Genomic DNA, 22,537 nt, shown 5'->3' on the forward strand with positions numbered 1-22,537 from the left:
AAAATTTGAATCAAACGTTTTTTGGTTAATTTCTCAGCAGGCATTGATGATTTACTCTTCTTTATATGACTAATTAGTGGTATACTTTTTTGCGTTAGATCAATTTTACACTAATTTCTCGAAATATTTGAGGTTTACATGAAGAATTTCGTTGCAGAAACCAAGGCAGGACGCCGGATTCAATCGGGAGGTTGTGCTATTCATTGCCAGGATTGCAGTATTAGCCAACTTTGTATCCCTTTTACGCTGAACGAACACGAATTAGATCAGCTTGATAATATTATCGAACGAAAAAAACCCATTCAAAAATCCCAAGTACTTTATAAAGCCGGTGACACACTCAATTCTATTTACGCTATTCGTTCTGGCACCATAAAAACCTATACCATTAGTGAATCTGGTGAAGAACAAATTACCTCTTTTCACTTACCTGGTGATTTAGTTGGTTTTGATGCAATTACTCAAATGCAACATCCTAGTTTTGCTCAAGCATTAGAAACTGCAATGGTATGCGAAATTCCTTATGATATTTTGGATGACTTAGCCGGTAAAATGCCAAAATTACGCCAACAAATTTTACGCTTAATGAGTAATGAAATTAAAAGTGATCAAGAAATGATTTTGTTACTGTCTAAAATGAATGCAGAAGAACGTTTGGCTGCTTTTATTCATAATCTTTCTAAACGATACTCTGCTCGCGGTTTTTCAGCTAAAGAATTCCGTTTAACCATGACTCGAGGCGATATTGGAAATTATCTCGGTTTAACTGTTGAAACTATTAGTCGTTTATTAGGTCGTTTCCAAAAATTGGGTATCCTCACCGTACAAGGAAAATATATTACTATTAATGATATTGACGGTTTGATTGAGTTAACTGGAACAAATAAAACCAAAATTACAATGGTTGAATAATGAAAAAAGGCGTGCAAATTCACGCCTTTTTTACATAGATAAAAATAATCTTAGAATAAGATCACCTTTTTATCTCTCACACCTTGCCATTCTAAAGATTCTTTTTTATTCTATGAAAAGCTTCGGAGGTTATGATGAAATTTAAAAATATCCTAGTTGTTCTTAATCCTGAAAACGAAAAACAATATGCTCTTGCTCGTGCTGTTCGTTTAGCGAAAGAACAAAAAAATGAAACAAAAGTAAAAATTACCGCCCTTTTATCTGTATATGATTTATCTTATGAAATGTCTGCCTTACTTTCTTCAGAAGAACGTTCTGAAATGCATCGTCAGGTGATTGAAAAGCATCATCATGCTGTACAATATTACTTAGATAAATATGCCGATCCAGAAATTGAATTACAATCTCACATTGTTTGGCACAGTAATGAGGCAGAGGCGATAAAAGAAGAAGTTGAAAATAATGATTATGATCTTGTAGTGAAATACACCAAAGATCAAGAAAGTTTTACTTCTCTAATTTTCACGCCAGTTGATTGGCAATTACTACGTAAATGCCCGATTCCTGTATTAATGGTACGCGATGGCGACTGGAAACATCAACGCCGTATTTTAGTAGCAGTAAATGTTTCAGGCGAACAAGAATACCAAAATGAATTTAATCTAGAACTTGTTGAAACTGGTATGTCATTAGCTGAAAACTTAAATCGTGGCAATGTGCATTTAGTTGCAGCCTACCCTTCAACACCAATCAACATGGCCATTGACTTACCTGAATTTAACACATCAGGTTATGAAAATGGTATTCGAGGCCAACATCTTATTAATATGAAAGCCTTACGACAACAATTTGGTATAGCAGAAGATCATACTCATGTACGTGAAGGTTTCCCTGAGGAGGTTATCCCTACTGTAGCTAAAGAAATCGAAGCAGAACTAGTTATCCTTGGCACTGTTGGTCGTACAGGACTATCTGCCGCCTTACTTGGTAATACTGCAGAACATGTTATAAGTAAATTAAGTTGTAATCTCTTAGGTATCAAACCATCTAAAAAGGATGAATAATCCATCTCACACACAAAAGTGCGGAAAATATTACCGCACTTTTGTTATTTAGATCACAAATCCACACTTTTCCTACAAAACCCCTTTAAATGAGATTCGTTTTTATTTAAAATCCATGAAATTATTTCCCCCTCATTTTTAATTTAAGGACAAAAAATGAAAAAAACACTTATTGCAAGCTTACTTGCATTTATAAGTATCGCCCAAGCTCATGATCTTTGGGTTGATGTTCCTGCTCAAATTCCATCAGATAGTATATTAAAGGCTAATATGGGATATGGTCACTATCCTTATGTAGAAAAAATTCCTGAAGCTCGTTTAAAAATTTTTGCGCCAATGGAAGTTATCAGCCAAGATGGCGAAAAACAAATACTGGTTCAAAAAGGAGAAAATTACCAATATCAATCAAGTAAACCTTTAACTAATGGCTCTTACTGGGTAACAGCAACATACAAACCAACATTCTGGTCACAAAATGCAGAAGGTTGGAAAATGGAAAATTTAAAAGGTTTACCTAATGCAACCTATTGTGAAGAAACCCAAATGTTTGCTAAAAAACTTATTACTGTAGGCAAACAAAAATTAAATGTTGAAATGGCAAAAACACGTATTGGTTTGCCACTTGAAATTGTACCATTAGAAGATCCAAGTAAAGTAAAAGCAGGCGAACCGTTCCCTGTTCAAATCTTCTATAATGATCAGCCTTTAGCGGGAGAAACCGTCATTGCGACATCCGATACCATCGCAATGAAAGATTTTGAGGCCGTTGATGGACATCGTGAACCACAAGGATTCTCAGGGAAAACAGATGAACAAGGTCGTGTAAATATTATTCCTCTTATTGAGGGAATTTGGAAAATCAAAGTTATTCATAAAACTTCATTTCCAGAACAACAAATTTGCCAACAATCGGCAAACTACTCAACATTGATTCTTCCAATTGGAAAAGGTTTAGATAAACTGCCGCCACGACCAGAGCATCACCATCATTAATGTCTATACACCACAAAATAGTGGTGATAGAATGCAAAAACGCTAACAATAAAATGGATATTTTTCTTACGAAGAATATCCATTTTTATTCAATATAGCAAAATAAAAAGAGATGTATATCAATGAACAAACAAAATAGTAAAACCGTTGCAGTAGTCACTTCAACAATTGGTCGTCCAGAATTAGTTTTAGCTATTGAAAGCGTACAAAATCAAACTTATCCATGTAAGCATTATGTATTTGTCGATGGCAATATATTTTGCGATAAAGCAAACTCCATATTGGCACAATTCCCCAATGTCGTACCAATTTATTTACCGATGAATACCGGTAAAAATCGTATTCTCAATGGGGCCATTAATGCTGCTGCAGCTTTTCTTGTTGAAGAAGACATTATTTGTTATTTAGATGATGATAATCAGCTACGAGAAGATCACGTGGAAAGCTTAGTAAACATGATTGAACAAGGTGCTGATTTTGCTTATTCCTTACGAGCTTTTTACGATTCAAATCATCAATTTATTTGCAATGATGACTTTGAATCTCTCGGGACTTGGAATACAAAAAGCGATATTTTCGTAGATGTTAAAATAGAGGATATTCAGCAACAAATACATTTTAACTTTAATGGAATCAATTCTCATATCGATACTAATTGTTATGCTGTACCTCGTGAAATAGCCCAGAAAGCAGCGTATGGCTGGTATACCCCATCTATCGGTGACCGAGGATTTTTATCAGCCCTAAAAGATTTAGGTTTAATGGGACAAACTTCTGGAAAATATACTGTCAAATATACCGTTGATTTTAATAAATTAATCGTTGCTCGTAGTTTCTTCCCCCAATTAACACTATCAGATGAATTAAATGATCATATTTCTGCCAGCATATTAAAGCTAATTAATCAGCAAAATATTGAATATTACGGAGATCGCCCTTGGGCAAAGGAATAAAAGTAAACATTTTTCATCAAAAAACATAAAAAATCTTAATTCAGGCTTGACTTATTTCTCATGTACTAGTTTAATAGTACAAAAGTTTCCAAAAGGATATCAATATGCAAACTCAAGCCTTTATTGCGGTGACAGCTCAACCCGTTCCTTATTATGCTGACACTACTGCTATTTTTAATACACTTTGCCAACCTAATTCAAATTCTCTTCTACTCGACTCAGCCGAAATCGGGAGTAAAAACAGTTTACAAAGTCTTATCTTAGTCAATGTTGCGGTTAAAATAACTTGCTTAGGTCACAACGTCACATTTAAAGCATTAAATGAGAATGGAAAACAAGTGTTAAAAGAAATTCATCCAAAATTAACCGCACTTGGAAAAGTAAGTGCGGTCAATTTTGAAGATGAATTTTCTGTACAATTTTCACCACTTAATAATCAACTTGATGAAGATAGCAAATTACAGTCTGCTACTATTTTTGATGGACTGCGTGTTATTTCTAGTCTTTATCAACATAGCCAAACGCCTATTTTCTTAGGTGGATTGTTTGCTTACGATCTCGTCGCAAATTTTATTCCAATGGATGGTATTACATTACAACATGATGGTATCAACTGCCCTGATTACAGTTTCTATCTTGCCGATCACCTCATTACTATCGACCATCAAAATCAACAAGCGACACTAAAAAGTTTCTGTTTTGCACAAGAAGAACAAGTCAATATTGCGAAGACCTCGCTTTCTATTGCGCAAAAACTAAAAAATATTGATAACGTTCTTTCTATTAAAGCGGCAAGTGATGAGGTTAAAACAAACTTTGAAGATCCTGAATTTACTGGCATTGTGAAAGCCTTAAAACACCATATTAACATTGGTGATGTATTCCAAATTGTGCCCTCTCGCCGTTTCTCCCTGGCTTGCCCGAATACATTAGCGAGTTACGCCCAACTCAAACAAAATAATCCAAGCCCTTATATGTTCTATATGAATGATGAAGACTTTATTTTGTTTGGTGCATCGCCAGAAAGTGCGCTGAAATATGATCCAGAAAGTCGTCAGTTAGAAATTTATCCAATCGCAGGTTCGCGCCCTCGTGGTTTTGATGCTCACGGCAATATTGATCCAGAATTGGATGCACGTTTAGAACTAGAACTTCGTCTTGATCACAAAGAACAAGCGGAACATTTAATGTTGGTTGATTTAGCGCGTAACGACATTGCTCGAGTTTGCCAAAGCGGTACCCGTAAAGTAGCTGAATTAATGCAAGTGGATCGCTATTCTCACATCATGCATTTGGTCTCTCGCGTAGTGGGTAAATTACGCCCTGAGTTAGATGCGCTTCACGCCTATCAAGCCTGTATGAATATGGGCACATTAACTGGTGCGCCCAAAATTAAAGCGATGCAGCTTATTTATCAATTTGAGCAGCAAAAACGCCATAGTTACGGTGGTGCAGTGGGTTATCTCACGTCCGATGGACATTTTGATACCTGTATCGTGATCCGTTCTGCTTTTGTACAAAATGGGATTGCCCATGTACAAGCTGGTTGCGGCGAGGTATTGGATTCTGATCCACAAATGGAAGCAGATGAAACACGCCACAAAGCCGCGGCTGTCTTAAAAGCAATTCGTCAAGTTAATACACAAGCAAAATAAGGAAGAATTATTATGGCTAATATTTTATTTTTAGATAACTTCGATTCCTTTACTTACAATCTTGTGGATCAATTCCGTGTATTGGGTCACAACGTGACAATTTACCGCAATGATTGCGATCTAGAAAAACTAGTAGAAACGGCACTTAATACACCAGATACCATTCTTGCACTTTCTCCAGGGCCAGGAACACCATCAGAAGCGGGGATTTTGCTGCCATTGATCGAACGCTTAAAAAATCATGTTCCAATTATTGGAATTTGTTTAGGTCATCAAGCATTAATTCAAGCCTTTGGTGGTAAGGTTGTTCACGCTGGCGAAGTATTGCATGGTAAAGTTTCTCGTATCACCCATGATAACGAAGCCATGTTTAAAGATCTTACTAATCCAATGCCAGTGGCGCGTTATCATTCTTTAATGGGACAAGATTTACCAAAAGAATTTATCGTCAATGCGGAATATAATGGCATTATCATGGCAATTCGTCATCGCGATTTACCCATTTGCGCATTCCAATTTCACCCTGAAAGTATTTTAACTGTGCAAGGTTCGCAATTATTACAACAATCCATTGAATGGTTGTTAAATAGATAAGACATCAAAAAGTGCGGTGATTTTTAACCGCACTTTAAAGGAGAAAAAATGATCACCGTATTCGGACTTAAATCCAAACTCGCACCACGTCGTGAACAACTGGCAGAAGTCATTTATAACAGCCTCTACCTTGGCTTAGATATTCCGAAAGGCAAACACGCGATTCGCTTTTTGTGTTTAGAAAAAGAAGATTTTTACTACCCTTTCGACCGTAGCGATGATTACACAGTCATCGAAATTAACCTGATGGCTGGTCGTATGGAAGGCACGAAAAAACGCTTGATAAAAATGCTATTTAGCGAATTAGAGTACAAGCTCGGCATCCGTGCTCACGATGTGGAGATTACGATTAAAGAACAACCGGCGCATTGTTGGGGCTTCCGCGGAATGACAGGCGATGAAGCGCGCGATTTAGATTACGATATTTATGTTTAATAAAATATAGAAAATTAACAAATCTACATACAAAGAAGAACAGGAATAGACTATGCAACACAATCAATTATTAGAACAACTTTATAGCGGGCATTCACTTTCGACTTCAGAAAGCACCGCACTTTTTAATGCAGTCATCCAAGGTGAACTTTCCAATGAACAAATTGCTGCAATGCTTATCGCTTTAAAAGTACGGGGAGCAAATACTGAGGAAATTACAGGTGCGGTTGCCGCCTCATTACAAAATGCCAAAGCGTTTCCACATCCAAATTATCCTTTTGCGGATATTGTGGGAACAGGAGGTGATGGGCAAAACACCATTAATATTTCCACAGCCAGTGCGATTGTGGCAGCATCAATGGGAGCCAAAGTAGCAAAACATGGCAATCGTAGCGTGTCGAGTAAATCAGGTGCTAGCGATGTGTTAACCGCACTTGGCGTGAATGTGAATGTCACACCAGAACAAGCTCGACAAGCATTAGATGAAATTGGTGTCTGCTTTTTATTTGCTCAACAATATCATTCTGGTTTCCGCCATGTTGCGCCAGTCCGTGCCGCTTTAAAAACGCGCACTATCTTTAATATTTTAGGGCCGCTTATCAATCCTGCCCGCCCAACTTATCATTTGCTTGGCGTGTATGCCCCTGAATTAGTGAAAACCTATGCTGAAACCGCCGTTGCCTTAGAGCATCAACATTCCTTTGTTGTACATGGTTCTGGCTTAGATGAAGTCGCATTGCACGGTGAAACGCAAGTGGCAGAAATTAAAAATGGCAAAATTGAATATTTCACTTTAACGCCTGAAGATTTTGGCTTAAAAGCGCAATCCCTCGAAACTCTTCGCGGTGGTGAACCACAAGAAAATGCCCAAATACTCACCGCACTTTTACAAGGCAAAGGAAAAGCTGAACACGCAAATGCTGTGGCAGCAAACACGGCATTATTATTAAAATTATTCGGGCACGATGACTTAAAACAAAATGTGCAAAATGTATTGGCGCATCTTGCATCAGGTAAAGCCTTTGAAACATTACAGAAATTAACCACATATTAATAAAAAGCTAATTTAATACGCCATAATAAGAAGAAAAATGATGATCACTCAAGATTTTACCAAACCCATTGATTCCGCTACGGTGTTACAAAAAATTGTACTTGATAAAGCACAATGGGTTAAAGCAAAGGAAACTGAATTTCCGCTTTCTCAGTTTAAACAAAACGTTCAAAAATCTGACCGCTCTTTTTACTCAGCGTTAGCAAAAGGCACGCATCAAAAGCCAGCCTATATTTTGGAATGTAAAAAAGCCTCCCCTTCCAAGGGATTAATTCGTGCTGAATTTAATTTGGAAGATATCGCCAATGTCTATAAACATTATGCCTCTGCTGTATCTGTGCTGACAGATGAAAAATACTTCCAAGGCAATTTTGAGTTCTTGCCTTTAGTTCGCGATATCGTGAGCCAACCTGTGCTTTGCAAAGATTTTATGATTAGTGAATATCAAGTTTACCTTGCTCGCTACTATCAAGCGGATGCGATTTTATTAATGCTTTCTGTAGTAAACGATGAGACTTATCGTGTACTAGCAGATCTTGCACATTCTCTTGGCATGGGCGTATTGACAGAAACCAGTAATGAGGAAGAATTTGAACGCGCCCTTGCGCTTGGTGCGAAAATTATTGGTGTCAATAATCGTAACTTGCACGATTTAACTGTGGATTTAAATCGTGTTGTTGAACTCACTCAAAAATATGCCGACCGTATCCCTGCTGATGTACGTATTATTAGCGAATCAGGCATTTACAACCACAAGCAAATTCGTCAATTACAAAAAGTGGCGCATGGTTTCTTAATTGGGAGCAGCTTAATGGGCAACCAAGATTTGAATAATGCGGTTCGCTCGGTGATTTTTGGAGAAAATAAAGTATGCGGTTTAACGCGCGCGCAAGATGTCAAAATCGTTTACGAAAACGGCGCACTTTACGGAGGATTAATCTTCGTAGAACATTCAAAACGTTGTGTGAGTTTACGCCAGGCGCAAGAATTGGTAACCACTGCTCCACTTCGATTTGTTGGTGTGTTTCAGAATCAAGAAATTGACTTTATCGCAAAAATAGCCAGCCAGTTACAGCTTTACGCGGTGCAATTACATGGTGCAGAAACTGCAGCATTTATTACCGCACTTCGTCATCAACTACCCGAAAGTACACAAATCTGGAAAGCGATTTCTGTCAATACTGAAGCTCAAAGTGCGGTCGATTTTACCGATGATTTGAATGTGGATCGTTATATTTTTGATAGCCAAACCGCGAACCAGCAAGGTGGCACAGGGAAAACTTTTGATTGGTCATTAATTCCTGAAAATCTTAAACATAAGATTATTTTAGCTGGCGGCATCTCACCAAATAATGTGGAACAAGCCATTCAACAAAATTGCTTAGGCTTGGATCTTAATTCTGGAGTAGAAAGTTCTGCGGGCGTAAAAGATCAAGAAAAAGTCCGGTTAGTTTTTGAAAAAATTTGTGCTTAATCCAATCTAAGGCTGTATTCTACAGCCTTTATTTTTATTCTTTTTCAATCAAATAAGAACTACTCTCAAATACAATAACATTCCGTTCACAATTTAGACATATTTTTTCTATAAATTCTTCATTTCATGATTATGATCAAATTTTTTTTAAAGAAAACATTTATCATTGGCCAATTCCCACAATAAATGTGTGTCTTTGGAGTAATACTATGAATAATACGGATGGCGTTTTTTCTGCATTGGCAGATGTTTCTCGCCGAGATTTTATGAAATTATGTACCGCACTTGCGGCTACGATGGGGCTAAATTCTAAAGCGGGCGCAGAAATGACGGCAGCAATGACCAGTCCAGCACGCCCACCAGTGCTTTGGATTGGTGCGCAAGAATGTACTGGCTGTACCGAATCTTTACTGCGTGCAACCCACCCAACTGTTGAAAATCTCGTGCTAGATTTGATTTCCCTCGAATATCATGAGGTACTTTCTGCTGCATTTGGTGAACAAGCGGAAGAAAATAAACATAATGCTATCCATAACTATTACGGCAAATATGTGCTTGTAGTGGATGGTTCCATTCCAATTAAAGACGGCGGTGTATACTGCATGGTGGCAGGCAAACCAATTGTGGAACATATTCGTGAAGCCGCAAAAGGTGCAGCAGCCATTATTGCAATTGGATCCTGCTCATCTTGGGGCGGTGTTCCATCTTGCGGTGGCAATCCAACAGGTGCGGTCAGTCTTTCTGAAGTTTTACCAAAAGGCACACCAATTATTAACATTCCTGGCTGCCCTCCTAACCCACATAATTTCTTGGCAACCGTTGCCTATATCATCACTTATAAAAAATTACCAGCAATGGATAAATTAAATCGTCCATTGTTTGCTTATGATCGTCTAATCCATGAAAACTGTTATCGCCGACCGCACTTTGATGCAGGGCGTTTTGCAAAAGAATTTGGCGATTATGGTCATCGTCATGGCTGGTGTTTATATCATTTGGGTTGTAAAGGGCCCGAAACTTACGGCAACTGCTCTACACTAGAATTCTGTGATGTTGGTGGTAATAACTGGCCAGTGGGTATCGGACATCCCTGCTATGGCTGTAACGATCAAGGCATCGGCTTTACCAAAGGCATTTTCCAATTAGCGAACGTCGAAAATCCAACACCACGCGTAGAAAAACCAGATGTAAACAATGTTGAAGGCGAAGGTGCCTCAATGACGGCGATTGGCTTATTAGGCGGTGCTGCAGCCATTTTAGCAGGTGTCAGCGTGATGACCTTGAAAGAATTGAGCAAACAACATAAAGCGAACAAAGCTGCAGACAATCAAGCCAATCAAGATCAAGGACACTAAAGATGGATAGACGAAATTTCCTTAAAGCAGGTCTGCTGGGAACAGTCACATCAGGTCTGCCCGTTGCAAAAGCCGAAGCGGTGGAAAACCTTCCGCCAATTCCTGGCGCACTTGGGATGCTTTATGACTCCACACTTTGCGTTGGCTGTCAGGCTTGCGTTGCAGAATGTCAGCAAGTGAATAAAACACCTGTCAATCCAAAAGGTGAGCAAACTTGGGCAAACAATGACAAACTCACGCCGTTCACACGCAATGTGATTCAAGTATGGAGTGATGGCGACGGAAAAAATAAAGATAAAACAGAAAACGGTTATGCTTATGTTAAAAAACAATGCATGCACTGTGTTGATCCAAACTGCGTTTCTGTTTGCCCAGTACAGGCTTTAACCAAAGATCCTAAAACAGGTATTGTTAAATACGATCCTGATATTTGTACTGGTTGCCGTTATTGCATGGTGGGCTGTCCATTTGACGTGCCAAAATATGATTACGACAATCCATTTGGTCAAATCAGCAAATGTGAACTTTGTAACCAAAAAGGTGTTGAACGCTTAGATAAAGGTGAATTACCAGGTTGTTGTCATGTTTGTCCAACTGGAGCAATTATTTTCGGTACCCGTGAAGAACTTTTAGCAGAAGCAAAACGTCGTTTAAGTTTATTACGTGGCACCGAATATGACTATCCTCGCCAACATGTAAACAGCAAAGACACTTATCGCGCAACTGTGCCAGCCTATCAATATCGTATTTATGGTGAAAAAGAAGGGGGCGGTACACAAGTATTAGTGTTAAGTGCGGTTCCACAAGAAAACTTAGGTTTCCCTGAGTTAGATGATATTGCTACAGGTGCACGCGCAGCACATTTACAGCACTTCTTGTATCGTGGTTTGGCATTGCCGCTAGTGGCGTTAGCTGGTTTAACAATGATGACTTATAAGAATATGCACGGCGATAAGATTCGTGAACGAATTGAAGCGCAAAAAGAAGCAATGCGCCAAGCGCGTAAAGAAATGGAAGAAGCGGAGGATGAACATCATGGGTAATCCACGTCCGGTGGGCGGTCGATTAGTTTCCGCCAGTATTCTCTTTTTTACACCTTTAGCTGTAATTTGTATCTTATTAATTATCAAACGTTTGTTCTTAGGTATCGGTTCCGTCACCGCCCTAAACGGCGGTTATCCTTGGGGCTTATGGATTTCCTTTGACTTACTTGTAGGTACAGGTTTTGCCTGTGGTGGTTGGGCATTAGCTTGGACAGTATATATTTTCAACAAAGGAAAATATCACCCTCTTGTGCGTCCCGCATTGCTTGCAAGCTTATTCGGCTATTCATTAGGTGGTCTTTCCATCACGATTGATATGGGACGTTACTGGCACTTGCCTTACTTCTATATTCCGGGTCAATTCAATACAAACTCGGTGTTATTTGAAACCGCATTTTGTATGACAATTTACATCATTGTCGTGACCCTTGAATTTGCGCCAGTTTGGCTCGGGTTCTTAGGATTGAAAAAATGGTTTAATAAGCTCAACAAAATTATGTTCTTTGTCATCGCACTTGGCGCACTATTACCGATGATGCACCAATCATCTATGGGATCATTAATGATCGCCGCTGGTCATAAAGTTCATCAAGTGTGGCAAAGCTATGAAGCATTACCAATCTTATCCTTGCTTACCGCATTTATTATGGGCTTTTCTATCGTCATTTTTGAAGGTTCTTTAGTGCGCGCAGGTTTAGCTGGAAAAACACCAGATGAACGTTCACTCTTTACCCAGCTTGCAAAAGTGACCGCGGGATTAATCGCACTTTTCCTTGCAGTACGCTTTGGCGAATTGATTTACCATGACAAACTCCATTATGTATTCGGATTCGATAAACTTGGTAAATTTGAAGCTTGGATGTTTTGGATGGAAGTATGGCTAATGACATTACCATTACTTACTTTATTCCTTGGTGAGAAAAAATCTGATTCACGTTGGCTGTTTATCTCAGCCTTGAGCATGTTACTCGGCGCAGCCCTATGGCGTTTAAATTATTCAATGATTATGTACGATCCAGGTAATGGCTATCGTTACTTCCCATCAGCAGAAGAATTGCTAATTTCTATTGGTTTCGTATCCATCGAAATTTGCGCCTATATTTTAATAATTCGTCTATTCCCAGTCTTACCAGTGTTGAAAGAAAAACATCATGAAGACTCGGAACAAATTATTGCCGAAAAAGCACAATTCAGTAAAAAAATGAGCGGAGCAGAATAATGACTGAAAAAAAACGTATCTCAATCGACCCTATCACACGCATTGAAGGTCATTTGCGCATCGATTGCGAAATTGAAAATGGCGTAGTAACAAACGCTTGGTCATCAGGCACAATGTGGCGTGGTATGGAAAATATCGTGAAAGGTTCAGATCCGCGTGATGCTTGGATGATTATGCAACGTATTTGTGGCGTTTGTACAACCGTTCACGCCATTATGAGTGTGCGTGCAGTAGAAGATGCTCTCGGTGCTAAAGTGCCAGTGAATGCACAATATATCCGCAATATGATTCTTTCTGCTCATAGCATGCACGACCATATCGTTCATTTTTATCAACTTTCTGCGATGGACTGGGTGGATATCACTGCGGCACTGAACGCTGATCCCGATAAAGCAGCTGAAATGCTTAAAGGTGTTTCAACATGGGGACTAAACAGTGCTAATGAATTCCGCAACGTCCAAAATAAAATTAAATCTTTAGTTGAAAGCGGTCAGCTTGGTATTTTTGCCAACGGTTATTTCGGTCACCCTGCCATGAAATTACCGCCAGAAGTAAACCTAATCGCTGTAGCCCACTATTTACAAGCGCTTGAATGTCAGCGTGATTGTAACCGTATTGTGGCATTACTCGGCGGAAAAACACCGCACATTCAAAACTTAGCAATTGGTGGCGTAGCAAACCCAATCAACTTAGACTCTCAATCAGTATTAAACTTAGAACGTTTAATGTTTGTAAAATCCTGTATTGATCGTTTAAATGACTTTGTTACTCAAGTTTATCGTGTTGATGCGGCGATCATTGCAGCTTATTATCCTGAATGGCTCAATCTTGGTAAAACATCGGGCAACTACCTCTCTGTACCTGAATATCCAATTGATGGTGATAATTCTAAATTTGTTCTAACGGGTGGCTATATTGAAAACTTCGATATTTCAACCTTCCGTCCAATTACCCAACAGAAAGATGAATTTGTTGTGAAAGGCATTAAAGAAAGTGGTAAACACTCTTGGTATGAAGACGATGAACCGCTTGAACCTTGGGCTGGTTTAACACGTCCGAAATATACAGGCTGGCAAGATGAAGGAAAATATTCATGGGTTAAAGCGCCAAGTTTCTACGGAAAAGTTGTTGAAGTCGGCCCTCTTGCCTATTTAATGTGTAACTTGGCAAACCAAAATAAAGATACATTACATCACTTTAACCATATTAAAGGGCTGTATGAAAAACTGAGCGGCAATACCTTATCCGTTGACCATTTACATTCAACCTTAGGGCGTATTATTGCTCGTACCGTACATTGTTGCGTGCTAAATAATATTCTTGAACAACAATGGAAATTACTTGTTGATAATATTGGCACAGGTGATACCGTTGCTTATCTCAAGACAGACATTCCACAAACAGGTGAGTTTAAAGGTGTTGGTTTTGGTGAAGTACCTCGTGGTATGCTCTCTCACTGGGTTGTCGTTAAAAATGGCAAAATCGAAAATTATCAAGCTGTTGTGCCATCGACTTGGAATGCAGGCCCTCGTAACCAAAATGATGAAATGGGCCCTTATGAGCTTTCCATCATCGGTACACCCGTAGCAGATCCGACAAAACCATTAGAAGTTGTGCGTACTATCCACTCTTTCGACCCTTGCATGTCATGCGCAGTGCATGTTGTGAATACAGAAAATGGTGAAGTCACACAAGTGAAGGTGCTCTAATGAAACCATTAATCTTAGGTGTTGGTAATATTTTACTCGGCGATGAAGGCGTAGGCGTACGAATCGCCCAAGCCCTAGAAAATCGCCCTGAAATTCTACCGCACTTTGATGTGGTTGACGGTGGTACTTGCGGTATGGAATTATTGGATGAAATGGCGAATCGTGAGCATATCATCATCATTGATGCTGTACTTGCCAATAAACAGCCAGGAGAAGTCATTGTGCTTCATGATGAGCAAGTACCAGTATTTTTCTCGCGTAAAATTTCACCACACCAACTTGGTATTTGTGATGTACTTTCCGCATTAAAGTTAACGGATGAATTCCCTAAAAACCTATGTTTAATAGGGATTCAACCAGAAACTTTTGAGCCGCAGATTGAATTAAGTGAAACAATTCAAAAGCAATTTCCAGAAATTTTTAAAACATTAGAAAACGTTTTGAAAGAGTATGGATTTCACGTTCAAATGTAGATGAGAAATAATATATTTCACGCATGCCATAATTTACTCTTATGGTATGCGTGAATTGTTGAAATTAACCTCACTGTAAATTTTAATAATTATGTATCGACACGAAAAAACACCAGAAAATACCACCGCACTTGAAGGTGTCATTCAAGGCTTCTCCGAAGATCCATCTTCAATCTTCCAAAACGAAATGCGAAAAGTTGCAGAAGAAATGAAAGATCTTCCTTTCTATCGAAAAGGTATCGACTGCTATTGTCCTAAATTTGTACTTTTTGAAAACCAATGGATAGGTACAGTTGTGACACCTTGGATGTTAAGTATTGTCATTTTGCCTGGCAAAGATCAGGAATGGGAACCCCGTGAAATTGGCGATAAACTTTCAGTACAACTGCCCTATAAAACCTTCACCTTCACAGTGAGTAGTTTAGAAAATATTCCACAATATCTTAGTTGCTCCCTTCATTCTCCGATTGATCCTGCAATGACAAATACTCAAGCAGCTCAACTCGCGCAAGATTGCCTCAGAATGATTTTATCTATGCCAACAAAAGCAACAACTTTTGATCCAGATCGACGTAACTTATTCCGCGCGATAGTAAAATAGGCACAAATTTCAATAGGAGTGAAAGTATTATGTGTTTAGGTGTTCCAGGCCAAATTGTTAAGATTGGCGAAAGCGCTCTTCAACTTGCCACTGTGGATGTATGTGGCGTACAACGTGATGTGAATATTTCTCTAGTCTGCACGGGAGATCCTTCCGATTTACTTGGCAAATGGGTGCTCGTTCATGTTGGCTTTGCAATGAGTGTTATTGATGAAGATGAAGCCAAGAAAACCCAAGAAGCTTTACTTGCAATGAGTCAACTAGAGCACGAAGTTGGGGATTTTTTAGGATTGAATCAAAAATAAAGATAACATACTGATCCGATGTAATTTATCTCATCGCTTAATCCTATAAGAGCAGGACAGGATATACCTGTCCGCTCTATAAAACTAAAATGCTGAAGTATCTTGAAATAAACCTACTTTTAAATCTGTAGCGGTATAAATGATACGTCCATCAACTTCAACTTCACCATCAGCCATACCCATCACAAGCTTACGATTAATAACACGTTTCATATTAATTCGATAGATCACTTTTTTAGCCGTTGGCAAAATCTGTCCGGTAAATTTTACTTCACCAACTCCTAATGCCCTACCTTTTCCTTTGCCACCAATCCAGCCTAAATAGAATCCTACAAGTTGCCACATAGCATCTAACCCTAAACACCCAGGCATAACTGGATCACCAATAAAATGACAGCCAAAAAAAGGTAAATTAGGGGTAATATCAAGCTCTGCTTCAATATAGCCTTTACCAAATGCGCCTTTTTCTTCATTCATTTCGATAATTCTGTCCATCATTAACATCGTTGGTGCAGGCAATTGAGGCCCATCGTTACCAAATAACTCACCACGACCTGATGCAAGCAAATCATCATATGAATAACTGCTTTTTTTATTAGGTGTACAAGTGTTTTGCATTTTACCTTCCTATATACATGATAATTTCAGCACTATACTGATTAAATATATTCTAGAAAGAATAAATAAATCTGTAAATAGCGAACACTTGTTAGCAGAACTAGTCGGATCAGTGCCGTTTAATTATAACTAAAAGAAAAGCGAACAAATGTTCGCTTTTTTTAATTAAGATTTAAAAAAATCCCAAAATCCTTTTTTTTCAGAATCGAGCCGATTTTCAATCCTACGTTGAATTAAACGAGAAATAGGCATTGTTTTTTCTGAATATTCTTTATTTTCATCTAATAAATCACGTTCAAATAAGTACTCACAGGCTTGATAAATATCTTCTACTGGATAAATAAAAAATTCATTATTTTTTACCGCACTTTTAACTTCATCAGATAGGCTCAGTTGCTGTATAGTTGTCATAGGAATAATCACACCTTGCTTGCCTGTTAATCCACGACGCTGACAAATTGTGAAAAACCCTTCAATTTTATCATTTACACCGCCTACTGAATGAACCAATCCAAATTGATCGATAGAACCTGTAATCGCAATGTTTTGAGGTAGTGGTAAATCAGACAAAGCACTCACCAATACACAGAAAATTGCAAGTGATGCACTGTCACCATCAATTTCACCGTAAGACTGTTCAAACACCAATGATGCAGAAAAAGGCAATTGAGAAGGGAGATCAAGAATATTAGAAAGACAAGCTTGAGCAATCATCATACCTTTACTATGAATATTTCCTGCAAGCTCATTTTTTCTTTCAACATCAATAACTTCCCCTTCACCAAACTGGACAATACAACTAATACGTGAGGGTTCACCAAAACTCACCGGCGTGCCTGGATATTCAATCACTGAAAGCCCATTTATCTGTCCAACAATTTCTCCTTGGGTTTCCACATAGACTTGTTCATTTAAAATATCAGCATAAGTTTGCTCTTTTAAAAAGCCATGTTGTATAGATTTTCTTTGAAAAACAGCTTCAAAATCATCCGCACTTAATATTGAATTACCTGTTAATGTCACTACATCTTGTAGCATTTCTTTAAGTTTAAGAGGTGAAATATTAATGAGAAATCGATCTTCACTTTCGCGTACTAATAATTTATATAATTTATTGAGTGCAGAAAAATTCATTTCAACATTAAGTGTTTGTGCTATTTTCTTCACATAACCAGCCCACATCTTTTGAGATTCAACTTCTGCCACTGAAATATAACTCTCAATTTCAGCATAATCAGCAAAAGAATATAATGATTCTTCTAACTCACCTAAAGTTGCCAATTCTGTACGACTTCCAAGCACAATAACTTTCAAATTAAGCTTATAGCTAGGCACATCGCAGGGCAAGTGTTTAAAAGGATGAGCTGAATACCAATCAAAAGTTTGTGTTTGTAAAATTTGCTTTAGTCGTAACCATAAGTCAAACTGAGATAATAGCATTGCTGCACTTAAAATTAATACTCCTCCATTTGCACGATGAACTAATCCAGGATTTAGTTGAATATCATGAGAACTAGGATGAACACGAAGAGAACCAAACAATTGAAATTGATCACAATAAAGTGCGTTCACCACCTCACCTGGCGTAGCAAAATTATCGTCTAGGGAATGGGCCACCTCTGTATAAACACGTGGAAAAGAAAAAGCGTCTCCTTGCTCAACAACATAACTTACACCAAAAACCGATTGTTCACGATAATGATGCAACTTAGTAAAGGATTCCAATAACGAAGCATATTCAGCTTGATCATCAGCTTTAAGCATTAACAAAAAACGACTAGGATGACGTAAAAATACAGATAGAGCCTGTTTAGCGTTAGGTTGTAATGACCAAAAATCAACCGTCTCTGGTGGGAATTCAGTTATAGCTAGATCTGGTTGCAACGCTTGCCAATCCAAGGCTTGTTGAGGAAAAAATGAACTCACAGTCACTCTCTTTTTGAAAAAATTAGGGCTATTATCGCATATTTCATACGCTTGTAAAAATCTGCTAGAAAATTCATTTAAAAAGACTTACACTAGTCGAGTTACCACGTCACTGAATAGTTAAAACATGAAATATCAAAAACTTGAAAATCAAGAAGCTAATTGGAAATGGATTTATCTCATTCGAAAATACCGTGAAGGAGAAAATATTACATGTTATGAAGAACGTAGTCTACAAGAGGCAAAATCACAAGAATTATTAGCCTGTCAACATTATCCCGAAAAAATAGAAGCGTGGATAAAAAACCATCTTTCTTCAGCACTTCCAATTAAATTAGATCAGGCTATTCGGGCGCGCCGTAAACGCTTTTTTAATGGTGAAAAACAACATACAAAAAAGAAGTCTATCGATTTAGAATATGCTGTATGGCAACGTCTTTCAAGATATTCTCGCAAAATGAAAATGACATTATCAGAAACTATTACCTATATGATTGATGAACGAGAAAGTAAAGCACAATTTGAAAATCAAATGGCTGCAATGAAAAACAGCTTGAAGAATTTACTCAAATAAAAAAGACAAGCTGCAATTCTTGTCTTTTTACTTAGGACTAAATAGAGAAAATCAGAGCAATATAATTACTCCTGGTTATCCACTATAGGGATAATTTTCGTGGCATGAGAGCCTTTGTCTCCATGAATCACTTCAAATTGTACTTTTTGCCCTGCTTTTAAAGAGCGATACCCTTCCATTTCAATAACAGAATAATGAGCAAAAATATCGGCATCTACACCCTCAGCGGAAATGAAACCAAATCCCTTTGCATTATTAAACCATTTCACTACACCAATTTCCATAAAAGACCTCTCTAGGCTTTGCCTATTAAAACAAAATACCAATAAGGCGATTGCCTTATCACCTCGCATGGTTAATATGTTCAGTCATTTTATGAAATAATGCAATGAGAAATCTTCAAAAATGATAACTAGATCACAAAAAATTAGTTTTATGATGCCTTTTTATTATGATTATGTGCTTCTCGTATCGCCTTTGCTACAATTTGGATAGCCTCACCACTACTTACACCTTTAGCCATCAACGCTTGAATTTGTTCTACTGCTTTTTGTTGTTGTTCATGCGTTAAAATAATATCAAACATTCTCCCATCCTAATTTATTCATTAATTTTAACCATTGTTCATCTAAACCTGCAGTGAGCTTTATCTCTATTTGTGTTATAGGGTGAATAAATATTAATTCATAAGCATGCAAAAATAATCGTTGACAACCTGTATGAGTAGTTAATGCTCGATTCTGATGTAAATCGCCATATTGAGTATCCCCTAAAATTGGATGAAAAATATGTTTCATATGTCGCCGCAATTGATGTTTTCGCCCCGTATAAGGAATCAATTTCACTAAAGAATAACGTGCAGTTTGGTAACGCCCAACCGGATAAGGCATTTCTGCAGTTCTTATCCCTTCATATTTAGTTATGGCATCTTGAGGAGGTTTATCTTCTTGGGATAATTTATCTGCAATTTTATCTAATTGAATTTTTAATGGATAGTCAATGATGTCCCTTCCCTCTAAATATCCTCTTACGACGGCTAAATAAGATTTCTCCACACATCGCTGTTCAAATTGCTGACATAATATATTGGCAATTTCGCTATTTAATGCAAACAATAAGACACCTGATGTAGGACGATCGAGACGATGAACAGGAAACACATGCTGACCAATTTGATCTCGTAAAGTTTGCATGACAAATTGTGTTTCGTGAGGATCAAGCCAGCTACGATGTACCATCATGCCTGCAGGTTTATTCACCGCAATCAGTACATCATCTTGATATAGAATCTCTAATATCATTGATTTTTCAATAATTCTTCTAAGGCTATTAAAGGAGACAATAATTGTTCTAATTCATCAAATTCTTTCATTGCTTCTTCAATATAAGGGGAAATTGCGATCTGATTTGGCAATGGCGCACCACTTTCCAGCAATGCTAGCATACGTGGAATAAATACCCATTGTAACCATTCTTGAGCAGACATCGTATCAATAGAAAACGGTTCTTCACTGAGAAAAGCATCAGCAGCTGGGGGAATACTTTGCCATAATGACAAAGAATGCATAATATTTTGTAATTGCTGGATATACTTTTTTGTTTGATTACGCATAATAATTCCTCTAAAAAAATATAATGCTTATTCTACAAAAAATCATTTTATTTCGCAAAAACACTATAATTTTAATCGTTAATCATCATCTTCCTTACTACTTAATCTCACTATTATGAAGTATTTTTCTTGATTTAAGTCATCATTTTATCAAGAAATGAATATAAACACTTTCCATCACAAAGAAAATATCCTACTATTTTAATAGGTTTTTTTTCTATTTCATTTAAGAAGGAGTGATTTATGTCTTTTGCCCAACAAAAACTTAGCGAATTAGCAGTTTCTATCCCGGGAGCAACCAAAATTTTTCGTGAATATGATTTAGATTTTTGTTGCGGTGGTTCTATCTTACTAGAAGTTGCCGCACAGCAAAAAAATCTTAATCTCGCTGAGATTGAAACGCGCTTAGCTCATTTACAACAAAGTAAATCAGAAAATAATGATAAAGATTGGAATGTTGCACATTATGACGAAATTATCGATCATATTATTACACGCTACCATAATCGCCACCGAGAGCAGCTACCTGAATTAATTACCTTGGCTCAAAAAGTTGAAAATGTACATGGTGATCGTGAAGATTGCCCAATTGGTGTAGCCGCACAACTAGAAAAAATTTACATCGAATTAAGCCAACATTTAATGAAAGAAGAACAAATTCTTTTCCCAATGATTAAGGCCAAAAATTATATGATGGCAGCTATGCCAATCCGTGTAATGGAAATGGAGCATGATGAAGCAGGGCAAGATGTAGAAGTCGTTAAATCTCTCACTAATCATTGTACAGCGCCTTCTGATGCTTGTTTTAGTTGGAAAGCTCTATACAGTGGAATTAATGAGTTTATTGATGACCTTATGCATCATATTCATTTAGAGAATAATATTTTATTCCCTAGAGTATTAAGAGAAAAATAATTTATGTAAAAAGGGCTAGATAAAATATCTAGCCCTATGTTTTTAATGACGTAAATACCTAAATTATTTTTGGTATAAAGGAGCTGGTCCTTGAGTACCACCATTAGATTGACTACCTTCCTGTAATTTTAATACAGAACCAGAAGCTGTCACTTCTACACGACGGTTAGGTTTTAAACATTCTCTTAATGCTTGTTTACCTGTTACATCATCACAAGCCTTAACTTGTGGATTTTTACCATATCCAACAGCACTAATCTGAGCAACAACACCATCTTCTAATAAACGTGCTTTAACACGATTTGCACGACGTTGAGAAAGATTTAAGTTATAAGAATCTGAACCTAAACGGTCAGTATAACCTGCAACTTTAACATCTTTTGCACCAGTTGACTTTAATTGATTTGCAACGTTATCAACGACTTCTTTACCACGCGCAGTTAAAGTATCTTTATCAAAATCAAATAAGAAATCACCACTTAAACTGAATGCAGAATTACCGTTACAACCATTTGGGAACCAGAAGAAAGATTGTGCATTATGGTTTTTATCAAATAACACTTTATATTGACAAACTTTGTGAATCCCATTTTCGCGATAATTAAATACATAATCCCATTCTTCTACGCCATATAACCCCTCAGCAAAATGAGGATCACCGATTAATTGGCGAATTTGATCTTTATTTTGACCACGTTCGATCAAACGAACATCAGACCAGTTTGGCCATGAACCAAATTGACTACCATCATGATTAAATCCTGATGTATCAATTTTTGGCCACACTAATTGTGGTACTTGCTCACCATTTACATCTTTATATTCTGGTGTACCAGCATCTGTTACTTTGCTTAAGTTACCACAAGCTGTCACAGTTGCGATTGCAACAGTAGATAATAAAATACGAGATAATTTCATTTGTTTTACCTTTTAATTTGTAAAATCCCTAAATTAAAGGGATAACTAAACTTTATAAATTTCAAAGAACAAAACTTTTAAAGTTTCGATGCATATACTAATGGCAAAACTTTACCTTGTAAATAACAAATTACT

Annotated in this window: 25 protein-coding genes; 18 read left to right on the top strand and 7 right to left on the bottom strand. The window is 37.5% G+C overall.

All coding sequences use genetic code 11. From position 1 onward, the window contains the following. Positions 1–138: 138 nt before the first annotated feature. The 16 genes from fnr to hybG all read left to right on the top strand — a co-directional run bounded on the left by fnr (position 139) and on the right by hybG (position 15,839). On the top strand, positions 139–912 hold the full coding sequence (gene fnr, locus KP710_RS01085; RefSeq protein ID WP_048953226.1) for a fumarate/nitrate reduction transcriptional regulator Fnr: 774 nt from the start codon (positions 139–141) through the stop codon (positions 910–912). 134 nt (positions 913–1,046) lie between these two features. Continuing rightward, positions 1,047–1,976, top strand: coding sequence for a universal stress protein UspE (gene uspE, locus KP710_RS01090; protein ID WP_111407387.1), 930 nt, complete (start codon positions 1,047–1,049; stop codon positions 1,974–1,976). Between the two features lie 156 nt (positions 1,977–2,132). Beyond that, positions 2,133–2,969 (top strand): DUF4198 domain-containing protein, encoded by an 837-nt coding sequence (locus tag KP710_RS01095; protein WP_111407386.1) that lies wholly within the window; start codon positions 2,133–2,135, stop codon positions 2,967–2,969. A gap of 122 nt (positions 2,970–3,091) precedes the next feature. Continuing rightward, on the top strand, positions 3,092–3,922 hold the full coding sequence (locus KP710_RS01100) for a glycosyltransferase family 2 protein (RefSeq protein ID WP_111407385.1): 831 nt from the start codon (positions 3,092–3,094) through the stop codon (positions 3,920–3,922). A gap of 104 nt (positions 3,923–4,026) precedes the next feature. Further along, on the top strand, positions 4,027–5,577 hold the full coding sequence (trpE, locus tag KP710_RS01105; RefSeq protein ID WP_165818725.1) for an anthranilate synthase component I: 1,551 nt from the start codon (positions 4,027–4,029) through the stop codon (positions 5,575–5,577). Between the two features lie 12 nt (positions 5,578–5,589). Next, positions 5,590–6,171, top strand: coding sequence for an aminodeoxychorismate/anthranilate synthase component II (locus KP710_RS01110; RefSeq protein ID WP_046949277.1), 582 nt, complete (start codon positions 5,590–5,592; stop codon positions 6,169–6,171). Positions 6,172–6,219: 48 nt separating this feature from the next. Then, entirely contained in the window at positions 6,220–6,606 is a 387-nt protein-coding gene (locus KP710_RS01115; protein WP_005636019.1) for a tautomerase family protein, read from the top strand. A gap of 52 nt (positions 6,607–6,658) precedes the next feature. Beyond that, positions 6,659–7,660, top strand: a complete 1,002-nt coding sequence (gene trpD, locus KP710_RS01120) for an anthranilate phosphoribosyltransferase (RefSeq protein ID WP_111407383.1) — start codon at positions 6,659–6,661, stop codon at positions 7,658–7,660. Positions 7,661–7,700: 40 nt separating this feature from the next. Further along, positions 7,701–9,134, top strand: a complete 1,434-nt coding sequence (trpCF, locus tag KP710_RS01125) for a bifunctional indole-3-glycerol-phosphate synthase TrpC/phosphoribosylanthranilate isomerase TrpF (RefSeq protein WP_165818730.1) — start codon at positions 7,701–7,703, stop codon at positions 9,132–9,134. Positions 9,135–9,343: 209 nt separating this feature from the next. After that, entirely contained in the window at positions 9,344–10,489 is a 1,146-nt protein-coding gene (gene hybO / locus KP710_RS01130; RefSeq protein ID WP_048953232.1) for a hydrogenase 2 small subunit, read from the top strand. Between the two features lie 2 nt (positions 10,490–10,491). Further along, positions 10,492–11,532 (top strand): hydrogenase 2 operon protein HybA, encoded by a 1,041-nt coding sequence (gene hybA / locus KP710_RS01135; protein ID WP_005636015.1) that lies wholly within the window; start codon positions 10,492–10,494, stop codon positions 11,530–11,532. Beyond that, a complete protein-coding gene (gene hybB / locus KP710_RS01140; RefSeq protein ID WP_111407381.1) occupies positions 11,525–12,751 on the top strand; it encodes a Ni/Fe-hydrogenase cytochrome b subunit in 1,227 nt (408 codons plus the stop codon). The genes hybA and hybB overlap by 8 nt, the downstream gene beginning before the upstream one ends. Next, a complete protein-coding gene (gene hybC, locus KP710_RS01145) occupies positions 12,751–14,460 on the top strand; it encodes a hydrogenase 2 large subunit (RefSeq protein ID WP_215770863.1) in 1,710 nt (569 codons plus the stop codon). The genes hybB and hybC overlap by 1 nt, the downstream gene beginning before the upstream one ends. Continuing rightward, positions 14,460–14,933: a HyaD/HybD family hydrogenase maturation endopeptidase gene (locus KP710_RS01150; protein ID WP_139989953.1), complete on the top strand. Its 474-nt coding sequence runs from the start codon at positions 14,460–14,462 to the stop codon at positions 14,931–14,933. The genes hybC and KP710_RS01150 overlap by 1 nt, the downstream gene beginning before the upstream one ends. Before the next feature lie 91 nt (positions 14,934–15,024). Beyond that, complete coding sequence (hybE, locus tag KP710_RS01155; RefSeq protein ID WP_139989954.1) at positions 15,025–15,534, top strand: hydrogenase-2 assembly chaperone; 510 nt, start codon at positions 15,025–15,027, stop codon at positions 15,532–15,534. A 29-nt stretch (positions 15,535–15,563) separates the two neighbouring features. Continuing rightward, positions 15,564–15,839, top strand: coding sequence for a hydrogenase maturation factor HybG (gene hybG / locus KP710_RS01160; RefSeq protein ID WP_139989955.1), 276 nt, complete (start codon positions 15,564–15,566; stop codon positions 15,837–15,839). 84 nt (positions 15,840–15,923) lie between these two features. Here hybG and fabA read toward each other — a convergent pair whose 3' ends face one another. Then, positions 15,924–16,457: a bifunctional 3-hydroxydecanoyl-ACP dehydratase/trans-2-decenoyl-ACP isomerase gene (fabA, locus tag KP710_RS01165; protein WP_048952668.1), complete on the bottom strand. Its 534-nt coding sequence runs from the start codon at positions 16,455–16,457 to the stop codon at positions 15,924–15,926. 165 nt (positions 16,458–16,622) lie between these two features. Continuing rightward, entirely contained in the window at positions 16,623–18,389 is a 1,767-nt protein-coding gene (locus KP710_RS01170) for an AAA family ATPase (RefSeq protein WP_215770864.1), read from the bottom strand. 121 nt (positions 18,390–18,510) lie between these two features. On the opposite strand from KP710_RS01170, the gene matP reads away from it, so the two are divergent. Next, positions 18,511–18,957 carry a macrodomain Ter protein MatP gene (matP, locus tag KP710_RS01175; protein WP_215770865.1) on the top strand — a complete coding sequence of 149 codons (447 nt, stop codon included), beginning with the start codon at positions 18,511–18,513 and terminating at the stop codon, positions 18,955–18,957. Positions 18,958–19,022: 65 nt separating this feature from the next. On the opposite strand, the gene cspD is transcribed toward matP, so the two are convergent. The 4 genes from cspD to KP710_RS01195 form a co-directional block, all read right to left on the bottom strand. Beyond that, entirely contained in the window at positions 19,023–19,241 is a 219-nt protein-coding gene (gene cspD / locus KP710_RS01180; RefSeq protein ID WP_048952671.1) for a cold shock domain-containing protein CspD, read from the bottom strand. 149 nt (positions 19,242–19,390) lie between these two features. Beyond that, positions 19,391–19,543 (bottom strand): YoaH family protein, encoded by a 153-nt coding sequence (locus KP710_RS01185; RefSeq protein ID WP_048952672.1) that lies wholly within the window; start codon positions 19,541–19,543, stop codon positions 19,391–19,393. After that, complete coding sequence (gene truC, locus KP710_RS01190; protein ID WP_048952690.1) at positions 19,536–20,255, bottom strand: tRNA pseudouridine(65) synthase TruC; 720 nt, start codon at positions 20,253–20,255, stop codon at positions 19,536–19,538. Before truC ends, KP710_RS01185 begins: the two co-directional genes overlap by 8 nt. Next, on the bottom strand, positions 20,255–20,569 hold the full coding sequence (locus KP710_RS01195; protein ID WP_139989958.1) for a YqcC family protein: 315 nt from the start codon (positions 20,567–20,569) through the stop codon (positions 20,255–20,257). Before KP710_RS01195 ends, truC begins: the two co-directional genes overlap by 1 nt. Before the next feature lie 243 nt (positions 20,570–20,812). Here KP710_RS01195 and ytfE point away from each other — a divergent pair, with 243 nt between their 5' ends. Then, complete coding sequence (gene ytfE / locus KP710_RS01200) at positions 20,813–21,484, top strand: iron-sulfur cluster repair protein YtfE (RefSeq protein WP_139989959.1); 672 nt, start codon at positions 20,813–20,815, stop codon at positions 21,482–21,484. A 63-nt stretch (positions 21,485–21,547) separates the two neighbouring features. On the opposite strand, the gene KP710_RS01205 is transcribed toward ytfE, so the two are convergent. Next, the gene (locus KP710_RS01205) at positions 21,548–22,402 is read right to left on the bottom strand and encodes an OmpA family protein (protein WP_139989960.1); all 855 of its coding nucleotides are present in this window, start codon (positions 22,400–22,402) and stop codon (positions 21,548–21,550) included. Between the last annotated feature and the right edge of the window lie 135 nt (positions 22,403–22,537).

It is taken from the genome of Haemophilus sp. SZY H35, from assembly GCF_018829705.1.
Classification (GTDB): domain Bacteria; phylum Pseudomonadota; class Gammaproteobacteria; order Enterobacterales; family Pasteurellaceae; genus Haemophilus; species Haemophilus haemolyticus_K.

What these genes read in the sequence shown, in the direction of transcription:
- fnr (WP_048953226.1), top strand. Translation starts at nt 139, where the DNA reads ATGAAGAATTTCGTTGCAGAAACCAAGGCAGGACGCCGGATTCAATCG.
- uspE (WP_111407387.1), top strand. Translation starts at nt 1,047, where the DNA reads ATGAAATTTAAAAATATCCTAGTTGTTCTTAATCCTGAAAACGAAAAA.
- KP710_RS01095 (WP_111407386.1), top strand. Translation starts at nt 2,133, where the DNA reads ATGAAAAAAACACTTATTGCAAGCTTACTTGCATTTATAAGTATCGCC.
- KP710_RS01100 (WP_111407385.1), top strand. Translation starts at nt 3,092, where the DNA reads ATGAACAAACAAAATAGTAAAACCGTTGCAGTAGTCACTTCAACAATT.
- trpE (WP_165818725.1), top strand. Translation starts at nt 4,027, where the DNA reads ATGCAAACTCAAGCCTTTATTGCGGTGACAGCTCAACCCGTTCCTTAT.
- KP710_RS01110 (WP_046949277.1), top strand. Translation starts at nt 5,590, where the DNA reads ATGGCTAATATTTTATTTTTAGATAACTTCGATTCCTTTACTTACAAT.
- KP710_RS01115 (WP_005636019.1), top strand. Translation starts at nt 6,220, where the DNA reads ATGATCACCGTATTCGGACTTAAATCCAAACTCGCACCACGTCGTGAA.
- trpD (WP_111407383.1), top strand. Translation starts at nt 6,659, where the DNA reads ATGCAACACAATCAATTATTAGAACAACTTTATAGCGGGCATTCACTT.
- trpCF (WP_165818730.1), top strand. Translation starts at nt 7,701, where the DNA reads ATGATCACTCAAGATTTTACCAAACCCATTGATTCCGCTACGGTGTTA.
- hybO (WP_048953232.1), top strand. Translation starts at nt 9,344, where the DNA reads ATGAATAATACGGATGGCGTTTTTTCTGCATTGGCAGATGTTTCTCGC.
- hybA (WP_005636015.1), top strand. Translation starts at nt 10,492, where the DNA reads ATGGATAGACGAAATTTCCTTAAAGCAGGTCTGCTGGGAACAGTCACA.
- hybB (WP_111407381.1), top strand. Translation starts at nt 11,525, where the DNA reads ATGGGTAATCCACGTCCGGTGGGCGGTCGATTAGTTTCCGCCAGTATT.
- hybC (WP_215770863.1), top strand. Translation starts at nt 12,751, where the DNA reads ATGACTGAAAAAAAACGTATCTCAATCGACCCTATCACACGCATTGAA.
- KP710_RS01150 (WP_139989953.1), top strand. Translation starts at nt 14,460, where the DNA reads ATGAAACCATTAATCTTAGGTGTTGGTAATATTTTACTCGGCGATGAA.
- hybE (WP_139989954.1), top strand. Translation starts at nt 15,025, where the DNA reads ATGTATCGACACGAAAAAACACCAGAAAATACCACCGCACTTGAAGGT.
- hybG (WP_139989955.1), top strand. Translation starts at nt 15,564, where the DNA reads ATGTGTTTAGGTGTTCCAGGCCAAATTGTTAAGATTGGCGAAAGCGCT.
- fabA (WP_048952668.1), bottom strand. Translation starts at nt 16,457, where the DNA reads ATGCAAAACACTTGTACACCTAATAAAAAAAGCAGTTATTCATATGAT.
- matP (WP_215770865.1), top strand. Translation starts at nt 18,511, where the DNA reads ATGAAATATCAAAAACTTGAAAATCAAGAAGCTAATTGGAAATGGATT.
- cspD (WP_048952671.1), bottom strand. Translation starts at nt 19,241, where the DNA reads ATGGAAATTGGTGTAGTGAAATGGTTTAATAATGCAAAGGGATTTGGT.
- KP710_RS01185 (WP_048952672.1), bottom strand. Translation starts at nt 19,543, where the DNA reads ATGTTTGATATTATTTTAACGCATGAACAACAACAAAAAGCAGTAGAA.
- KP710_RS01195 (WP_139989958.1), bottom strand. Translation starts at nt 20,569, where the DNA reads ATGCGTAATCAAACAAAAAAGTATATCCAGCAATTACAAAATATTATG.
- ytfE (WP_139989959.1), top strand. Translation starts at nt 20,813, where the DNA reads ATGTCTTTTGCCCAACAAAAACTTAGCGAATTAGCAGTTTCTATCCCG.
- KP710_RS01205 (WP_139989960.1), bottom strand. Translation starts at nt 22,402, where the DNA reads ATGAAATTATCTCGTATTTTATTATCTACTGTTGCAATCGCAACTGTG.